The sequence below is a fragment of the Pseudomonas aeruginosa genome (assembly GCF_001457615.1).
In the GTDB taxonomy this organism is placed as follows: Bacteria; Pseudomonadota; Gammaproteobacteria; order Pseudomonadales; family Pseudomonadaceae; genus Pseudomonas; species Pseudomonas aeruginosa.
Genome location: NZ_LN831024.1, coordinates 3,855,020 through 3,871,720, shown reverse-complemented (window position 1 = coordinate 3,871,720; position 16,701 = coordinate 3,855,020). Strand labels below are relative to the sequence as shown.

Here is a 16,701-nt window from a genome sequence, read left to right as displayed (position 1 = left end):
GGGTCGCTCCTATAGGTCGTCCAGCCAGCTGTCTTTTGGCTTCAGGCTGGAGAGGAATTCCTCGTAGACATAGTCATCACCGAGCGTTTGGCCGCCAGGCGTAGCGGGTTTCGGAGCAGGGGAAGGACCGGCATTTCCGCCACGTGGCGATGAAGACGTCGGGCGCACGCGAATCGAATCGACAATGGTGTCCCACAGTTCCAATGCTTCTTTATCCGATTTGAAGGCAGGGGGCGGTGGTTTACCGTTTTCATTGCTGCGTTCCAGTACCGCCAGTCCCGCAGTAAGATTGGGCTCGGTTAGCGATTCCTCCTTGCCTTGAACCTCCCACATGAATGTGTAGGCGCGCTGTCCCTTATCGCTTCCCGCAACCAGATACTCCTCTCCGGGAAGGCTCCCGACAGGATGCTTCCCCTTTCTCAATCTCTCGACTCCAGCAACCGTAGCGAGCATGTTCTGCACGAAGCCGTCGACTCGCTCAAGAAGGCTGTTTAGCTCAGATCCCGTGGAGGAGCGGAATTCAAAGCGCGCACCAGGGTGATTGGGAAAGGTAACACCTACGCCAAACTCTTCATCTTGAAAACTCTCCCCTGCAATATAGGCATGATCAATGCAAAAGCCCGGCTCAGTTGGAGCTTCTTTGGGCTCGCGAGAGCGAAGGCTTCGGGATATATCATTGATAGCTTCCTCCCCTTCCTTCTCTTTATCGTGAGTAACTTCTCCTGAGTATAGAAAAACCTCTCCCTTGGGATGAGCCACAAAATATGAGTCAACCCTATAAGAAAGCAAACTAGCATTCGAATCCCAAGACCACAGGCTAATGGCTCCAGCCTTGTCTTCCGCCCTCCGAACAAACATGCTCTCCTTTGTTTTTTTATGAATGCCATTCCGTAACTCTTGCTCGCGATGGGCAATCCTGGCTGCTAGCTCAGCAGGTGTGCCATCTAGCCGTTGGATGTTGTCGCCCCATAGATAGTATCCGGCGTTAATTACCGCGTCAGGCGGCAGATCAATCAGAAAGCGACCAAAGCAATGAGTGATCCATCCGGTCTTGTCCATGGAAGGGCTCCGAGAAGAAGAAAACGAAGTACAACTGGTCATGCTGGTCAAGACCACCAACCCAAGTACAGCAAACAACCGACGGGGATGCATCATGTCCCTCCTTTGTCATTAGGATGCCAATCCGCCAACTGGGTGATTTTGATCACACCATATAGCGCTGCCCATTGGGCACGAGCATCGTTGTAACTCTCCTGGTGCTCATAGCCCCGTTTGGTATTGGCCTGTCCCTTGCCCTTGCTGCCATGCCGAAAGCTGGCCTTGACACCTGCCAGGGCAGGCGCCTGGCCGGAGTCGGTCGGTACCGTTTCGTCACCTCCGCTGCCGGAAGCGTCCAGTGGATTTCCCGCCTCCAGCGGACCCTGCACTATGGTGGGCAAGCCCCGGCGGAACCAACTGTTGTAAGTGCCGTTCTCATCGTCGTTGAGTGTGGCGCCAGGGGTTTCCAGAGGGGTCGGGTCACCTTTCCAGATCAAATCACGCCAACTATGGCGGCTATCGTCAGCACCGTAATGAACATAGGTTTCGACGTGGTAGCCCGCCGTAGCCAATTCATTATGAAAGTCAGCAATAGCATCAATTTTCTTCTCAAAAATTACCCTGGGATTTTTCTTTTTATTTTCAGTGTTTGATAAGTCTAGATATTGTGCATTTTGTTCAGGCACCAATCCATACCACGTAGAGCTCTTGTATATCTCTTCATAAGGATCCTGGTTCTGCGGATAAGCCCGAGGCTTTCCATCAATATCCTTGAGTACCTGGCCTTGCGCGTCGCACAGAAACAGCCAGGGACGTCCTTCCCGGTATTCGGCGCTAGGGGCCAACTCCAGCGCGCCGGCCGAGTTGGCGACAACGGCTGTCACTTCACCGGCATTTCGTCCCAGCACGACCTGTGCGATACCTTCATAGCCACAACGCATATGATGGTAGATGGTCGAGGAACCCGTCGCAGGTTGCACGCCATGCACCACCCCCAATACGCGCTCATAGCCGTGCAACTGCGTCAAGGCACGCGCCACCAGCCCTCCCATCGAGTGGGTGACCAGAATGACTTTCATACGACTCATTTGCTCGGGATCGAGATCATACTCCTTCTGGTAGAAGGGCCACACCGTGTTCTCGATGTAGTCGCGTACATCCAGCGCCGACTGCCGGTTGGACTGTAGCCAGTTATAACCGGCGCACCAGACGTCGAACTGGTATCGGCTGGCCTTGAGCAATTCCTCTTCATCGATCGGCCCCACCTTTCCCTGCTCCTCACCCTGATCTCCAGGAGAAGAGAGGGCTTCGTCATTCCACCATGCCTGGAGTTCCCTACGGCTGACGATGTTATCCAGTCGCCTCTCCATTAATCCCATGACGGGGTTGTACGCACTGCGCATGACCTTGCCCCAGCCGCGCAGGCGGGCAGCCTCTTCATCCAGGCCAGACTGGCCGACATCGATCGTGCCTTGGTCATCGACTTCCACTCTCTCGGATCTCAGAAGTTTTTGACGGACCTTTGGGCCCCTCCAGGCCCAAGTCCACAACGCACCAAACGAGGCAGCGAAGTCTCCCAGAGGCCACAGACCATTCGGCGGCCTCCAGACCTCGCTTTTATCTGCCTTGTTGCGCAGGTTGGTTCCCATGATCCCCGGAATGAAGATCACCGGCAGGGGAGCGGTCTGCCGAACCAGCGCCACCTTTTCGCTCTGGTTGTCGGTACGGGTCAACTGCGCCTTGTAGACAGGCCGTCCCAGCCTGTCGCGAGAGCGAGGGATGATCACATCATGATTCGGCTCGAGCGGTTCGCTGCTCATGTGTTGGACTCCGTGTCGCTGTTGTGACTGCCCTTGCCCAGGATGCGTATCTGCACCGGGTCCATGGCCAGGTGTTGTTGCTTGGGTAAACGGCCCTGGCTGTCGGTCATCAGTTTCACCACACCACCATCGCCTCGTATCACTTCAACGGCGATATTGGGTAACGGCTCCAGCGTGGCTTCGTCGCGCAGGACATACCGGTCATCGAACGGTGTCGAATCCCAGGCGTTGAAGCTGGTCGATGCATGAGCGGGACCGACATGACTGTGCTTCGCCGCCTTGACCACGAAGTTGCCGGGCATGCCCAGCTCGATGTTGCCGCCCTTGAGGGTCAGGTAGGCGCCGCCGCACATCAGGGTGATGTGCTCCTTCGCGGTGACCAGCACGTGCTGCTGGCTGGCGCTGACCTCCACGCTCTGCTCGGCTTCCAGGCGGATGTCGTTCTTCTGCGCCTGCAGCAGCATCGGGCCCTGGTGGGTGATCTGGCGCAGCTCGCCGCCCTGGGCGAACAGGCCGATGTCGCTGCCGGCGTTGATCACCACCTTCTGCCCGGCGGTCACCTGCTGGTTCTGCCGGGCCACGCTGTCGACGTGCTCGCCGGCGGCCAGGGTCAGGCTCGCCGGCGTCGCCGCGGCGATCCCTGCCGGACCGCTCAAGGCGATCGCCGGCTTGCCTCCGTTGCTCTTGCCGGACTCGTCGTTGGCACCGTGGCCGAGGTCGCGCACGGCTTCCTGGAGGGTTTGCTGCGGCGCCGCGTCGTGCCCCACGCCCTGGTGCTCCCCGGCGTAGTCGCCCAGCTCGCGGGCCAGCTCCAGCGCGGCCTCCAGCACCTGCACCACGACGCCTCGGTCGAGATGGCCGGCGCCGGCCCTGAGCTGCTCCTCGGTGCTCAGCAGCAGCCCCTTGGCCGCACGCACCGCGCCATGTTCGTCGGTGCGCAGTTCGAAGCCCTCGCCGCGCGGCTTGCCGCCTTCGGGCCGGGGATGGGTCAGGTAGCCCAGGTGCAGCGCGCTGGCACCGTGGTCGCTCATCAGCGCCGCACTGATCTGCGCCGTGGTGTCGTCGATGCGCAGCTCGTTGGCCCGACTGCCCTTGTACTCCTTGCTCTTGATGGTGCTGAGGATCTTGTGGTCGGGCAGCGCGTAGGGCGGTCGGTTGGTCGCCCGGTAGGTGCGCCCGGTGACGATCGGCTGGTCGCAGTCGCCGTCCAGGTAATCGACGATCACCTCCTGGCCAATCCGCGGGATCGCCATGTGCCCCCAGTCGGCACCTGCCCAGTTCTGCGCGACCCGTATCCAGCAGGTACTGAATTCATCGTGACGTCCCTCGCGATCCCAGGGGAACTGGACCTTCACCCGTCCCCACTCGTCGCAATGGATCTCTTCCCCTGCCGGGCCGACTACCGTCGCGATCTGCGGACCATCGATACGCGGCCGAGGCAGCGGTGCGGGACGCCATTCGACGTCCTCGGGTACCAGTTCGGCGCGCAGGTCGTAGCTCACCCCCAGAGGGGCGTCGGCGGACTCTTCCTCCTGGCCGGCATACTGGGTGCCGCGATGGACCACCCGCACCGGCCGCCACCAGGCGTTGAAGTCGGCACGCGGATGACCTTCCAGGGCAAAGGCGTGGCCCGGGATCAGCCGTGGGTCGTCGCCGCTGACCGATGCCACCCGTGCATCGCGCCGATGTCCTCTGAGGCGGCTTTCGCTGAAAGGCCGGCCCGCGCCGCTCCGCTTGTAGCGACCGGGGTAGTCGTAGCGCTCGTAGGACGAGTCCTGATGCTCGAGCGCCTCGCCAGCGAGATGATGCTCCTGGTCGTAGGTCGGGCGCTTGAAGCTGTAGTCCCGCTGGGTCTGTCGAGCCGTACGAACATTTTCGCTGTAGCGGAAAGAATGAAGCACCGGCTGCGGGTTGTCGCCCTCCGGCTGGGCGCTGAACAGCACCGGGCCGCCGGCGATACGCTCCTGGACGTAGAGCCGGTCGCTGCAGACCAGGGTGTGGCGGTGTTCGTCGAAGCGGAAGTAGTAGACCAGGCCTTCCTCGAAGGCCAGCCGGTCGTGCAGGTAGTGATCGCTGTCGCCGGCCTGCACGCAGTATTCGCGTGGCAGGTGCTCGTGGTAGATACGCTGTTCGTAGTCGAGCACCCGGTGCTCCTTGAGCAGCGCCTGGAGAATCTCCGGAACACTCTTCTCCTGGAAGATCCGCCAGTTGCAGCACAGCTCCAGGCGCGCCAACTGTGGTTCCAGCAGCAGTTCGTAGCGGGTCCGGCGAAAACCCGAGCTGCCTTGGGTGAAGTGGCTGACGATGCCATGGACGTAGCGGGCCGGACGGCCGTCCTGCCAGAGGGTGAAGGTGCCCGGCTGGTCGAGTACCTGCTTGAAATCGATGGCGTTCTTGTCGCTGGCCAGCTTCAGGCTCAGGCGGAAAGGCTCGCAGAGCGCTTCTTCCAGTTCGAACTCGACGACATCGAACGCGAGTTTCCCTTCGCCGACGACGAAGGTGAATTTCAGGTCCCTTTGACGCATGGATCGTTCCTTGTTCCTGGCGGGCGGTTCCTCCCCCATCCGTTGGAGAAGCGAGCCCCACGTTACTCTTGCTCAGCCGCTGCCGAAAGTCTTGGCTCTGTGTCGATTTCGCGAAGTAGCGGACATTTTCGGCTCGACGGAGAACCGATCGCACAGGTGTACGACCGGTGTGCCTGTCAACTCACCCTGCGACCGGCGAGCGCCAGTCGTCGGAGCCGGAGGTGCCGGAGACTTCGTGGGTCCAGGTGATCTTGCGGTAGGTGAAGTGCACGTCTTCCAGGTGGGTGAAGTGGGCGTTGCCCGGGTCCTGGCAGTTGTGCATGTAGTCCTTGATGTCGACGATGATCGCGTCTTCCAGGACGGTGGTGTAGTAGTGCTCCTGGGTGCCGGCGGCGGAGGTGCGGTACCACTGGATCTCGACCTTGGTCAGGCGCTCGCCGGAGGTCAGGGCGGCCAGCAGCAGCGGCGAGGCCTTGTCGAAGACCTTGGTGATGACCACCGGCTTGTGCACGCGCTGGCCGGTCGGCTGGCCGGACTGCGGGTCGCGCGGGATGATCACTTCGTGGTTGAAGCCCTGGACCATCACCTGGTCCTCGTGGCCTTCCTGATAGGTGTTGCCGACCGAGTCCTCGGTGAAGGCGCCGGCGGTGATCAGGCCCTGCTTGGTGCCGGTGATGGACATATAGGCGGGGGTTGCCATGGATACGTTCCTTGTCGTTGAAAGTGCCCAGGCGATATGCCGGGGTCACCGGTGCTAGACAAGAACTGTGCCACTGGTCTTGAAACTCTTTTCCATCAAGGCGTTATTGGGGGAAACCAAAAATTCGCTGGCGATTCTCATGGGAAGAACACTGAAAATTGCGCAACTTTTTGCGCACCGCTTGCAAAAAGTTGCGCACTCTCTCGGAGCCCTTTGGGTATTTGTTCCCTAGCGTTCTATCCACAACGTTATCAACCAAAAAGTTGCACAGTTCTTCATTGGCAAGGTAGGCGAAGATAGCGCCGCACGGTTTCGTTCCATCGGCCCAGGGTGAAGGAAAGTGAGTTATCGGAGAGGTTGGGGGCTGAAAGATATGGCGAGTTATGGCCAAAAGCCCTCTATGGAGAGGGCTTTTGGGGTAGGGCCAGCAGGGTTGTTCTGCTGCGGGGAACCGGAGGTGCGGTTCTTAGCCTTTCGGCCAAGGCTCAGTTGATCTGTGCGCCCTTGGCGATCCAGCTGCCGATCAGGTTGCGTTCTTCCTGGGTCATCTGCGTGATGTTGCCCAGCGGCATGATCTGCGAGGCCACGGCCTGGGCCTGGATCTTCGGTGCCAGTTGCTGGATCTGCTGCGGGGTGTCGAGCATGATCCCGCCTGGCGCGGTGCTGAACAGCTGGCTGGTCGGTTTCGCCGAGTGGCAGACGGTGCAGCGCTCCTGGATCACGTGATGGACCTTGTCGAAGTCGGCTCCGCTCGCGGCCCCGGCATTGGAGGCCAGGGTCGCGGCGGGCGCGGCTGGTGCGTCGCCGCCGGTCGCCGGTTGTGCCGGTGCCGCCGCCGGGGCGCTGGCCAGCGGCGCGGAAGCCTGCTGGTAGTTCGGCGTGGTGACGAAGGCCAGGGCGATCATGCCCAGCGCGCCGGCGGGCAGGGCCCAGGCGAAGCGGTTGCTTTCGTGGCGGGTGTTGAAGTAGTGGCGTACCAGTACCGCGAGCACCGCGATGGCGGCCAGGATCAGCCAGTTGTACTGGCTGCCGTAGGTGCTCGGGAAGTGGTTGCTGATCATGATGAACAGCACCGGCAGGGTGAAGTAGTTGTTGTGCCGGGAGCGCAGCAGGCCCTTGGCCGGCAGCACCGGATCGGGCTCGCGGTTTTCTTCGATGGCTTTCACCAGCGCGCGCTGGGCCGGCATGATCACCCTGAACACGTTGCCGACCATGATGGTGCCGATGATCGCGCCGACGTGCAGGTAGGCGCCGCGGCCGCTGAACACCTGGGTCAGGCCGTAGGCGGCGGCGACCAGCAGGACGAACAGGACCAGGCCGAGCAGGGCAGGGGTCTTGCCCAGCGCCGAATCGCAGAGGATGGTGTAGACGAACCAGCCGCAGACCAGCGAGCCGATGCCGATGGCGATGGCCGCCGCCGGCGCCAGGTCGCTGCCGGGGGCGATCAGGTAGAGGGTCGGGTTCAGGTAGAACACGATGGTCAGCAACACCACCCCGGACATCCAGGTGGAGTAGGCCTCCCATTTGAACCAGTGCAGGTTCTCCGGCATTTTCGGCGGAGCCAGCTTGTACTTCTCCAGGTGGTAGATGCCGCCACCGTGGATTGCCCAGAGGTCTCCGGACAGGCCTTCACGCGGGTTGCTGCGGTTGAGGTTGTTCTCCAGCCAGACGAAATAGAACGAAGCGCCGATCCACGCGATCCCGACGATCATGTGAATCCAGCGCACCAGCAGGTTCAGCCATTCGATGAGATGTGCTTCCACAGTCTTGTACCTCTTGCCCTGGCCGGCGGACCGGCGGCAGGACCTCTCTTATTGGTTTGATTGGGGGTCGAGGAGGAGCTGTTCGTCCTCGGTGAAGAAATGCTCGTCGCAGTTGTTCCCGGAACCGCTGCGATCGACCACCAGGAAGTCATCCCGCTTTTCGATCGTCAGCACCGGATGGTGCCAGACGCCGCGGTGGTAATTGACGCCCTGCCTTCCGTTGGTCAGGAAGGCGCGGACGAGGCCCGGTACAGGTACATCGCCAAGTGGCGCGACCACGACCAGAAAGGGGTTGCCGAGCAGCGGGATGAAGGCCTGGCTGCCCAGCGGATGGCGTTCCAGCATGCGGATGCGCAACGGCATTTCCAGCTTCTCGGCGCTGAAGATGCTGATGATCGCGTTATCTTCCGGCTGCGCGGTCTCGACCGTGGCCAGCTTGTGATAACGGCGGGTGGAGCCGTTGTTGATCATGAAATAGTCGCTGCCGGCGGTTTCGATCACGTCACCGAACGGGGCGAAGGCTTCCTTGGTCAACGGCTCGATCTTGAGAGTGCGCATACTGATCCTGTCGATTCTGTTTGTTGTATTCCGGACGCACGCGGGGCCCGGGTCTCACGGTAATTGTGGCCTGCCGAACAGGCGCAGGCGGCTGACGCCGCCGTCGGGAAAGATGTTCAGGCGTACATGGGTGATCGGGCCGAGGGCGTTGAGGTGCCGCTCGAACCGATGTTCCTGGTGCATTTCCAGCTTCTGCGCTGGCAGCAGCTCGCGCCAGAAGAGGCTCTGCGCCTCGATCCGGGCCTCGTTCCCGCCTTCCACGAAGGCGGCCTGGATGCTGCAGCTTTCCGGATAGTTGCCCTTGAAGTGCAAGGTATCGACGACCGCCGCCTCGATGCTGCCGGGATGGCCGAGGGCGACGATCACCCAGTCGTGGCCCGGCGTGCGGCGGCGGCCGGTTTCCCAGCCGTCGCCCATGTTGATGGCACGTCCGGGGTTGAGCAGGTTGCCCATGCGTCCGAAATGCTGGTCGGAACAGGCCAGCGCCCGGCCGCCGTTGACCGCTGCGGCCAGGTCGAGCGCCGTTCCCGGCGGCTGGCTGCTCCAGTCGCGGTAGGGCACGCCATAGAGGCGCAGGCGGGCGATACCGCCGTCCGGGTAGATGTTCAGGCGCAGGTGGGTCCAGGGACGTTCGTCGTCTATCGGGTGGTAGTGATGGCTATCGCCCTGCAGCGCCACCGCCGGCAGCACTTCGCTCCAGGACGTGCTGTCGTCCGGGTCGCCTTCGGCGCAGAAGCAGCCATCCAGGGAAGCCGCCGGCGGATGGTTGCCGGTGAAGAAGCGGGTGTCGATGTCGACGCCCTTCAGCACGCCCGGCACACCCAGGCGGATCACCGCCTGGTCATGGCCCTCGAAGCGCTTGCGGCGGGTTTCCCAGCCGTCCATCCACTTGCCGCTGTCGTCGAACACGCCTTCCTTCCACACCGGTTCGCCGGCCTGCAGCATGCGGCTGGCCGGGGCGAACCATTCGTCGCTGACGGCGACCACCTGGCTGCCCAGGCGTGCGTCGGCGAGGTCGAGGTAGTGGCGGAAGGGCGAGTGTTCGGCGTTCATGCTCGTATCCGCAGGCCTCAGAGCTGCTGCAGGCGGAACAGGGCGATCTTGTTGATCTCGGCCAGCGCGGTAGCGAACTCCTCGTCGGCGGAGTGCTGGATGCGTTCCTCGAAGGCCGCCAGGATCTGATGGCGGTTGCTGCCCTTCACCGCCTTGATGAAGGGGAAGCCGAACCTGGCCTTGTAGGCGTCGTTGAGTTCGGTGAAGCGGGCGAACTCCTCGGCGCTGCATTCGTGAATCCCGGCGCCGGCCTGCTCGGAGGTGCTGGAGGCGGTCAGTTCGCCACGGATCGCTGCCTTGCCGGCGAGGTCCGGGTGGGCGTTGATCAGCGCCAGCTGGGCCTCGCGGCTTGCCGACAGGAGAATGTCGGCCATGCGCTGGTGCAGGCCCTCGATATCGTTGAGGCTGTCGTCGATGCCCAGGTCATAGGCCTTCTCGGCGACCCAGGGGGAGTGTTCGTAGATGTCGGCGAAGGCTTCGACGAAGGCCTCGCGGGACAGCGAGGCGGGGGTCAGGGTCTGGAAACGGCTCATGCCTCGGTCTCCTGGAAAGGATGCTCACGGTGCCAATGGCGGGCGATGTCTTCGCGGCGGGCGAACCAGACCTTGTCGTGGCTCTGCGCGTACTGGATGAAGCGCTCCAGGGCGGCCATCCGCGCCGGGCGACCGATCAACCGACAATGCAGGCCGATGGAGAGCATCTTCGGCGCCGTCGCGCCTTCTTCGTAGAGCACGTCGAAGGCGTCCTTCAGGTACTGGAAGAACTGCTCGCCATTGTTGAAGCCCTGCACCTGGGTGAAGCGCATGTCGTTGGTGTCCAGGGTATAGGGAATCACCAGGTGCGGTTTCTCCGCGGTGCTGGCCGGGTCCCAGTAGGGCAGGTCGTCGTCGTAGGTGTCGGAGTCATAGAGGAAGCCGCCTTCCTCCATCACCAGGCGCCGGGTGTTCGGGCCGGTGCGTCCGGTGTACCAGCCCACCGGGCGCTGGCCGGTGAGTTCGGTGAGGATGCGGATGGCTTCGAGCATGTGCTCGCGCTCCTGGGCCTCGTCCATGTACTGGTAGTCGATCCAGCGGTAGCCGTGGCTGCAGATTTCATGGCCGTCGGCGACCATCGCCCTGATCACCTCAGGGTTGCGCTGCGCCGCCATGGCCACGGCGAACACGGTGAGCGGCACGTTGCGTCGCTTGAACAGCTTGAGCAGGCGCCAGACCCCGGCGCGGCTGCCGTATTCGTAGAGCGATTCCATGCTCATGTGGCGCACGCCCTGCAAGGGCTGGGCAGCCACCATCTCGGAAAGGAACGCCTCGGACTCCTTGTCGCCATGCAGGACGCAGCGCTCGCCACCTTCTTCGTAATTGAGCACGAAGGACAGGGCGATGCGCGCATCGCCGGGCCAGTGAGGGTGGGGAGGGTTGTTGCCGTATCCGATCAGGTCGCGTGGGTAGTCAGCGCTCACAGCAGTGTTCCTTATTGTGGATGGGGCGGCGGGCCGGACGGGCCGGGGATGCCGTGATGGATTTATTGTATACAAGTTTGCCTGCGGTCTGTAAATACAATCCTGCTTGCCGATCCCTGCCATTCATCCAGCAAAAAACCTGCCCGATTGGTCAGTTAGCGAAGAATGAGGCCCTGCGGGGTGGGGCTTGTGGAAGGAATGCCCGTTTTCGGGGTGGCTGCCGCATTTTCGGTTGCGGCGGTGTTTTTTGTATACAATTCATCGAAAGATAACTTATATTGCTTCGCAAGCGGCTCCCTGGCGGGCTGCAAGCGAGCGGCGCCGGGCAGGTCCCGGAGCGATCCCCATCGAACGAAGGCAAGAGGAGGAGTGGTGTCCGCCAGCGGGCGCCCGCAACCCATGGGACGTTTGACCACGCATGTACTGGATTCCGCACATGGCTGCCCCGGCCATGGCATCAAGATCGAGCTGTACCGGGTAGAAGGCCAGCAACTGGAACTGATCGCCACCACCCTGACCAACCACGACGGCCGCTGCGACCAGCCGGTGCTGCAAGGCGAGGACTTCCGTCCCGGGGTCTATCAACTGGTGTTCAACGCCGGCGACTACTATCGCGCCCGCGGCGTGCAATTGCCGGAGCCGGCCTTCCTCGACCAGGTGGTGCTGCGTTTCGGCATCGCCTCCGCCGACGATCACTACCACGTGCCGCTGCTGATCTCGCCCTACAGCTATTCGACCTATCGCGGCAGCTAGGTGCGTGCCACGAAACACTGACTCTCCGAGTCCTTTTCCCTGGCCCGCCATCGAGCGGGCTTTTTTTCGTTCGCGGGGAGTGCGCCGAGGGTTGCCGGTTATCCGCCACTCGTGGGCAGGAAGGGAAATGCGGCGCAGGGTACGAATGGGCGGGGGATGAAGCTGCGCGTCGCGAGCCCTGCGGGGCAACGACAGGTTCGAGGCGGATAGCCGCGTGCGGCCATCCGCCATCCGGGCGGGTCAGAGGAAGATGAACTTGGCGACGAAGATCACGAACAACGCATAGAGGCTGGCCGAGACTTCGCGGTGCTTGCCGGTGAGGACCTTCATCGCGACGTAGGTGATGAAGCCCAAGGCGATACCGTCGGCCACCGAGAAGGTCAGCGGCATCATGATCACCGTGACGATCGCCGGGATGGTCTCGGTGTGCTCGTCCCAGTCGATGTGCGCCATCCCGCCCATCATAAGCATGGCCACGTAGATCAGCGCGCCGGCGGTGGCGAAGGCGGGGATCATCCCGGCCAGCGGGGCGAAGAACATCGCGGCGACGAACAGCACGCCGACCACCACCGCGGTGAGCCCGGTACGTCCGCCGGCGGCCACGCCCGCGGCGCTCTCCACGTAACTGGTCACCGGCGGGACACCGAGCATGCCGCCGAACACGCTGGAGGCGCTGTCGGCCTTCATCGCCTTCGACAGGTTCTCGATACGTCCGTCCTCCTTCACCAGGTGCGCGCGCTGGGCGACGCCCATGAGAGTGCCGGCGGTATCGAACATGTGCACGAAGAGGAAGGCCAGGATCACGCTGATCATGGTGACGTTGAACGCGCCGGCGATGTCCATCGCCAGGAAGGTCGGCGCCAGGCTCGGCGGCGCCGAGAACACCCCGCCGTACTGCACCAGGCCGAGGGCCCAGCCGACCAGGGTGACGCTGAGGATGCTGATGAGGATGCCGCCGAACACCCGGCGGTACTCGAGCACGGCGATCATCAGGAAGCACAGTGCCGCCAGCAGCGGGCCGGGCGAGGTGAGGTGGCCGAGCTTGATCAGGGTCGCCGGGCTGGCCACCACGATGCCGGCGGTCTTCAGGCCGATCAGGCCGAGGAACAGGCCGACTCCCGCACCCATGGCGAACCTGAGGCTGCGGGGGATGCTGTTGAGCAGCCATTCGCGGACCCGGGAGAAGGTCAGCAGCATGAACATCACCCCGGAGATGAACACCGCGCCTAGGGCGATCTGCCAGCTGTAGCCCATGGTGCCGACCACGGTGTAGGTGAAGAAGGCGTTCAGTCCCATTCCCGGCGCCAGGCCCACCGGCCAGTTGGCGTACAGGCCCATCAGGAAGCAGCCGAGGGCGGCCGCCAGGCACGTGGCGACGAACGCCGCGCCGTGGTCGATGCCGGCGTCGGCCATGATGTTGGGATTGACGAAGATGATGTAGGCCATGGTGATGAAGGTGGTCAGCCCGGCCGCCAGCTCGGTCCTGACCGTCGTACCATGCTGGCGGAGCTTGAACAGGCGTTCGAGCAGGCCGGTGGCGGGCGGTGTCGCAGCGTAGATCCCTTGTTCTTCTTGTTTGGTGCTTTCCACAGCAGGTACTCCTCATCGCTCTTGTTGTTAGGTCCTGCGGGCCGGTTGGTTACCAGGTCCCTGACGCGGCTCGAAGGTGATGTGAGGGCACGATTTTCTGACCTCTGGGTCAAGAACTCGTGCGAGCGATTATGCCTTTGTATACAAAAAGGTCAAAGAATGTTTGAGGGTGTTTCGCCACATTTTTATCAGCTTTCCGTCACGCCCCCTTCCGGGCGGTGCCGCGCGCTCGGAACGAGGGGCGGAAAGGGGTGGTGCGTCGGATGCCGTTGCTTGTGTACACTATTTCGCTACCAGCCGCCGGCGTGCCTCACCCACGCCCGTGAGCGAGGATCAGCCCAGGCCACAAGCCGGACGCACAAGGTTCGAGACCGATGACCGATCAGTTGCAACACATCAGGAAGCCGCCGCGCACCGGCAAGGCTGCCCGCAGCGGTACCCAGGACGAGATCGTCTACGCCCACATCTTCGACGCCATCCTCGAACAACGCCTGGCCCCCGGCACCAAGCTGAGCGAGGAGGCGCTCGGCGAGATATTCGGTGTCAGCCGCACCATCATTCGCCGCGCCCTCTCGCGCCTGGCCCACGAGCAGGTGGTGCTGTTACGGCCGAACCGCGGCGCGGTGGTCGCCAGCCCGAGCATCGACGAGGCCCGGCAGATCCTTTTCGCCCGCCGCACAGTCGAGCGCGCCATCACCGAACTGGCCACCGACAACGCCACCGCCGAGCGTCTGGCCGAGTTGCGCGAGATGGTGGTGCAGGAACAATCCAGCTTCGCCCGTGGCGACCGGGGCGCCGGCATCCGCCTGTCCGGCGAGTTCCACCTGAAGCTCGCCGAGATGGCGCGCAACGCTCCTCTGGTGAGTTTCCAGCGCAGCCTGGTGTCGCAGACCTCGCTGATCATCGCCCAGTACGAAAGCGGCGGTCGCTCGCACTGCTCGTTCGACGAGCACAACGAGATCCTCGACGCCATCGAGAAGGGCGACAAGGAGCGCGCGGTGACCCTGATGATGCACCACATGGAGCATATCGACAGCAAGCTCAACCTGGAGAGCGACAACGCTTCCGGCGACCTGCACGCGGTGTTCTCGCACCTCCTCGGCGGCAAGAAGAAGCCACGCCGGGCCAAGGCCGACAGCGATTCGGCGGCCTGATCCGAAGCATTGAAAAGCCCCGCGATGCGGGGCTTTTTCGTTTCCGCCGGGAGTCAGTCGCGGCGATGCACCGAGCGACCGGCGGCGAAGGTTTCCTTCACCGTGCGGTCGTCGCCGAGGATGGTCAGCGCGAACAGCCGTTCGGCCAGGCTGCCGGCCTGGCTCAGGCGGTAGGAGAGCAGCGGGGTGGCGTGGTAGTCGAGGACCACGAAGTCCGCCTCGTTGCCGGTGGCGAAGCTGCCGATCCGGTCGTCCAGCTCCAGCGCACGGGCGCCGCCGAGGGTGGCGAGGTAGAGCGACTTGAACGGATCGAGGCGGGCGCCCTGCAACTGCATGACCTTGTACGCCTCGTTCAGGGACTGCAGCTGGGAGAAGCTGGTGCCGGCGCCGACATCGGTGCCGAGGCCGACCTTGACCTTGTAGCGCTCCAGCTTCGGCAGGTCGAACAGACCGCTGCCGAGGAACAGGTTGGAGGTCGGGCAGAACGCCACCGCCGAGCCAGTCTCCGCCAGGCGCTGGCATTCGCCGTCGCACAGGTGCACGCCATGGGCGAACACCGAGCGCGGCCCGAGCAGGCCGTGGTGGTCGTAGACGTCCAGGTAGCCGCTGCGCTCGGGGAACAGCTCCTTCACCCACTCGATTTCCTTGAGGTTCTCCGACAGATGGGTGTGCAGGTATACGCCGGGATGCTCGCGCAGCAGCCGCGCCGCCATGTCCAGCTGTTCCGCGGTGCTGGTCGGGGCGAAGCGCGGGGTCACCGCGTAGAGCAGACGGCCCTGGCCGTGCCAGCGCTCGATCAGCGCCTTGCTGTCGCGGTAGCTGCTCTCGGCGGTGTCGGTCAGGTAGTCCGGCGCGTTGCGGTCCATCATCACCTTGCCGGCGATCAGGCGCAGGTCCAGGCGCCGGGCGGCCTCGAACAGCGATTCCACCGATTGCCGGTGCACGCTGCCGAAGACCAGCGCGGTGGTGGTGCCGTTGCGCAGCAGTTCCTGCAGGAAGATCTCGGCGACCTGGTCGGCATGGGCCTGGTCGCCGAATTGGCGCTCGGTGGGGAAGGTATAGGTGTTCAGCCAGTCCAGCAGTTGTTCGCCGTAGGAGGCGATCATCCCGGTCTGCGGGAAATGGATGTGGGTATCGATGAAGCCGGGGGTGATCAGCGCGTCGCGGTACTCGAAGACCTCGACCTCGCCGATCTCGCCGAGCAGGGTTTCGGCGTCACCGAGGCGAGCGACCTTGCCGTCCTCCACCAGCAACAGGCCGTCCTCGAAGTATTCGTAGGAGCGTTCGACGCCGACCTCCGCGGGGTCGGCGATGCTGTGCAGGATGGCGGCGCGGTAGGCTTTGGCGTTGCGGGTCATGGCAGTCTCGAAAAAAGGTTCGTGGGAGGTCCGCCGCCTGGCGGCGGACGCGGGGGAGCGGGGGCCGCTCAGGATTCGTGGGCGCGGCGCGACTCCGGGGTCAGCCGGGTGACGCTCGACGGCCCCTGCTTGCGTTCCAGGCCGAAGGCGGCGTTGTAGGTGGCGATCACCTCGCCGGCGATGGAGATGGCGATCTCCGCCGGCAGCTTGCCTTTCACCTGCTCCAGGCCCATCGGGCAGCGCATCCGTTGCAGGCGTTCGGCGTCGACGCCACGTTCGCGCAGGCGGTGCTCGAACTTGACGCGCTTGGTCTTCGAGCCGATCAGGCCGAAGTAGGCGAAGTCGTTGCGCGCCAGGATCGCCGCGGTAAGCTCCAGGTCCAGCGGGTGATTGTGGGTCATGACGATGAAGTGGCTGCCGGGCGGCATCCGCTCGACCTCGTCGAGCACTTCGTCGTTCACCACTTTCTCCACGCCGTCGGGCAGGAGCGCGGGAAATTCGTGTTCCCGCGAATCGATCCAGCGCACCCGGCAGGGCAGGCTGGCGAGCAAGGGTACCAGGGCGCGACCGACGTGGCCCGCGCCGAACACGGCGATGTGTGCCTGCGGCTGGCCCATCGGCTCGAACAGCAGCACCGTGGCGCCGCCGCAGCACTGGCCGAGACTGGCGCCCAGGCTGAAGCGCTCCAGGCGGGTGTCCTGGGTCCGCGCGGCGAGCATTTCCCGGGCAATGGCCTGGGCCCTGTATTCCAGGTGGCCGCCGCCGATGGTGTCGTAGAGCCGCTCGGCGCTGACCACCATCTTCGAGCCGGCGTTGCGCGGGGTCGAGCCGCGTTCCTCGATGATGGTCACCAGGACGCAAGGTTCGCCGCTACGCTGCAACTCGGCCAGGGCGCTGATCCAGTTCATCTCGTCATCCTCCCGATCGCGGCGG

14 protein-coding genes are annotated in these 16,701 nt (G+C 63.5%); 2 read left to right on the top strand and 12 right to left on the bottom strand.

Annotated elements, in window-relative coordinates:
- Positions 1–9 precede the first annotated feature (9 nt).
- The 9 genes from AT700_RS17660 to puuE all read right to left on the bottom strand — a co-directional run bounded on the left by AT700_RS17660 (position 10) and on the right by puuE (position 10,913).
- The gene (locus tag AT700_RS17660; protein WP_003083213.1) at positions 10–1,155 is read right to left on the bottom strand and encodes a T6SS immunity protein Tli4 family protein; all 1,146 of its coding nucleotides are present in this window, start codon (positions 1,153–1,155) and stop codon (positions 10–12) included.
- Positions 1,152–2,858, bottom strand: coding sequence for an esterase/lipase family protein (locus tag AT700_RS17655; RefSeq protein WP_023120738.1), 1,707 nt, complete (start codon positions 2,856–2,858; stop codon positions 1,152–1,154). The genes AT700_RS17660 and AT700_RS17655 overlap by 4 nt, the downstream gene beginning before the upstream one ends.
- Positions 2,855–5,383 carry a type VI secretion system Vgr family protein gene (locus tag AT700_RS17650; RefSeq protein WP_003158284.1) on the bottom strand — a complete coding sequence of 843 codons (2,529 nt, stop codon included), beginning with the start codon at positions 5,381–5,383 and terminating at the stop codon, positions 2,855–2,857. The genes AT700_RS17655 and AT700_RS17650 overlap by 4 nt, the downstream gene beginning before the upstream one ends.
- Positions 5,384–5,564: 181 nt before the next feature.
- Positions 5,565–6,083: an Hcp family type VI secretion system effector gene (locus AT700_RS17645; RefSeq protein ID WP_003083317.1), complete on the bottom strand. Its 519-nt coding sequence runs from the start codon at positions 6,081–6,083 to the stop codon at positions 5,565–5,567.
- Positions 6,084–6,568: 485 nt separating this feature from the next.
- Positions 6,569–7,846 carry a urate hydroxylase PuuD gene (locus AT700_RS17640; RefSeq protein ID WP_023102258.1) on the bottom strand — a complete coding sequence of 426 codons (1,278 nt, stop codon included), beginning with the start codon at positions 7,844–7,846 and terminating at the stop codon, positions 6,569–6,571.
- A 48-nt stretch (positions 7,847–7,894) separates the two neighbouring features.
- On the bottom strand, positions 7,895–8,404 hold the full coding sequence (locus AT700_RS17635; RefSeq protein WP_003083329.1) for an ureidoglycolate lyase: 510 nt from the start codon (positions 8,402–8,404) through the stop codon (positions 7,895–7,897).
- A gap of 54 nt (positions 8,405–8,458) precedes the next feature.
- Positions 8,459–9,457 carry an allantoicase gene (gene alc / locus AT700_RS17630; RefSeq protein WP_003117779.1) on the bottom strand — a complete coding sequence of 333 codons (999 nt, stop codon included), beginning with the start codon at positions 9,455–9,457 and terminating at the stop codon, positions 8,459–8,461.
- A gap of 17 nt (positions 9,458–9,474) precedes the next feature.
- Positions 9,475–9,990 (bottom strand): 2-oxo-4-hydroxy-4-carboxy-5-ureidoimidazoline decarboxylase, encoded by a 516-nt coding sequence (uraD, locus tag AT700_RS17625; protein ID WP_003087205.1) that lies wholly within the window; start codon positions 9,988–9,990, stop codon positions 9,475–9,477.
- A complete protein-coding gene (gene puuE, locus AT700_RS17620; RefSeq protein ID WP_003083336.1) occupies positions 9,987–10,913 on the bottom strand; it encodes an allantoinase PuuE in 927 nt (308 codons plus the stop codon). The genes uraD and puuE overlap by 4 nt, the downstream gene beginning before the upstream one ends.
- Positions 10,914–11,285: 372 nt before the next feature.
- Between puuE and uraH the strand changes: the two genes are divergently transcribed.
- Complete coding sequence (gene uraH, locus AT700_RS17615) at positions 11,286–11,666, top strand: hydroxyisourate hydrolase (RefSeq protein WP_003087207.1); 381 nt, start codon at positions 11,286–11,288, stop codon at positions 11,664–11,666.
- Between the two features lie 240 nt (positions 11,667–11,906).
- Here the strand turns inward: uraH and AT700_RS17610 are convergent, their stop codons facing one another.
- Positions 11,907–13,256 carry an NCS2 family permease gene (locus AT700_RS17610; RefSeq protein ID WP_003087209.1) on the bottom strand — a complete coding sequence of 450 codons (1,350 nt, stop codon included), beginning with the start codon at positions 13,254–13,256 and terminating at the stop codon, positions 11,907–11,909.
- Positions 13,257–13,630: 374 nt separating this feature from the next.
- On the opposite strand from AT700_RS17610, the gene AT700_RS17605 reads away from it, so the two are divergent.
- Positions 13,631–14,410 carry a GntR family transcriptional regulator gene (locus AT700_RS17605; RefSeq protein ID WP_003083340.1) on the top strand — a complete coding sequence of 260 codons (780 nt, stop codon included), beginning with the start codon at positions 13,631–13,633 and terminating at the stop codon, positions 14,408–14,410.
- A 53-nt stretch (positions 14,411–14,463) separates the two neighbouring features.
- On the opposite strand, the gene guaD is transcribed toward AT700_RS17605, so the two are convergent.
- On the bottom strand, positions 14,464–15,768 hold the full coding sequence (gene guaD / locus AT700_RS17600; RefSeq protein WP_003083342.1) for a guanine deaminase: 1,305 nt from the start codon (positions 15,766–15,768) through the stop codon (positions 14,464–14,466).
- A 68-nt stretch (positions 15,769–15,836) separates the two neighbouring features.
- Positions 15,837–16,676: a xanthine dehydrogenase accessory protein XdhC gene (gene xdhC, locus AT700_RS17595; protein ID WP_003083344.1), complete on the bottom strand. Its 840-nt coding sequence runs from the start codon at positions 16,674–16,676 to the stop codon at positions 15,837–15,839.
- Positions 16,677–16,701 lie beyond the last annotated feature (25 nt).

What these genes read in the sequence shown, in the direction of transcription:
- AT700_RS17660 (WP_003083213.1), bottom strand. Translation starts at nt 1,155, where the DNA reads ATGATGCATCCCCGTCGGTTGTTTGCTGTACTTGGGTTGGTGGTCTTG.
- AT700_RS17655 (WP_023120738.1), bottom strand. Translation starts at nt 2,858, where the DNA reads ATGAGCAGCGAACCGCTCGAGCCGAATCATGATGTGATCATCCCTCGC.
- AT700_RS17650 (WP_003158284.1), bottom strand. Translation starts at nt 5,383, where the DNA reads ATGCGTCAAAGGGACCTGAAATTCACCTTCGTCGTCGGCGAAGGGAAA.
- AT700_RS17645 (WP_003083317.1), bottom strand. Translation starts at nt 6,083, where the DNA reads ATGGCAACCCCCGCCTATATGTCCATCACCGGCACCAAGCAGGGCCTG.
- AT700_RS17635 (WP_003083329.1), bottom strand. Translation starts at nt 8,404, where the DNA reads ATGCGCACTCTCAAGATCGAGCCGTTGACCAAGGAAGCCTTCGCCCCG.
- alc (WP_003117779.1), bottom strand. Translation starts at nt 9,457, where the DNA reads ATGAACGCCGAACACTCGCCCTTCCGCCACTACCTCGACCTCGCCGAC.
- uraD (WP_003087205.1), bottom strand. Translation starts at nt 9,990, where the DNA reads ATGAGCCGTTTCCAGACCCTGACCCCCGCCTCGCTGTCCCGCGAGGCC.
- AT700_RS17605 (WP_003083340.1), top strand. Translation starts at nt 13,631, where the DNA reads ATGACCGATCAGTTGCAACACATCAGGAAGCCGCCGCGCACCGGCAAG.
- guaD (WP_003083342.1), bottom strand. Translation starts at nt 15,768, where the DNA reads ATGACCCGCAACGCCAAAGCCTACCGCGCCGCCATCCTGCACAGCATC.
- xdhC (WP_003083344.1), bottom strand. Translation starts at nt 16,676, where the DNA reads ATGAACTGGATCAGCGCCCTGGCCGAGTTGCAGCGTAGCGGCGAACCT.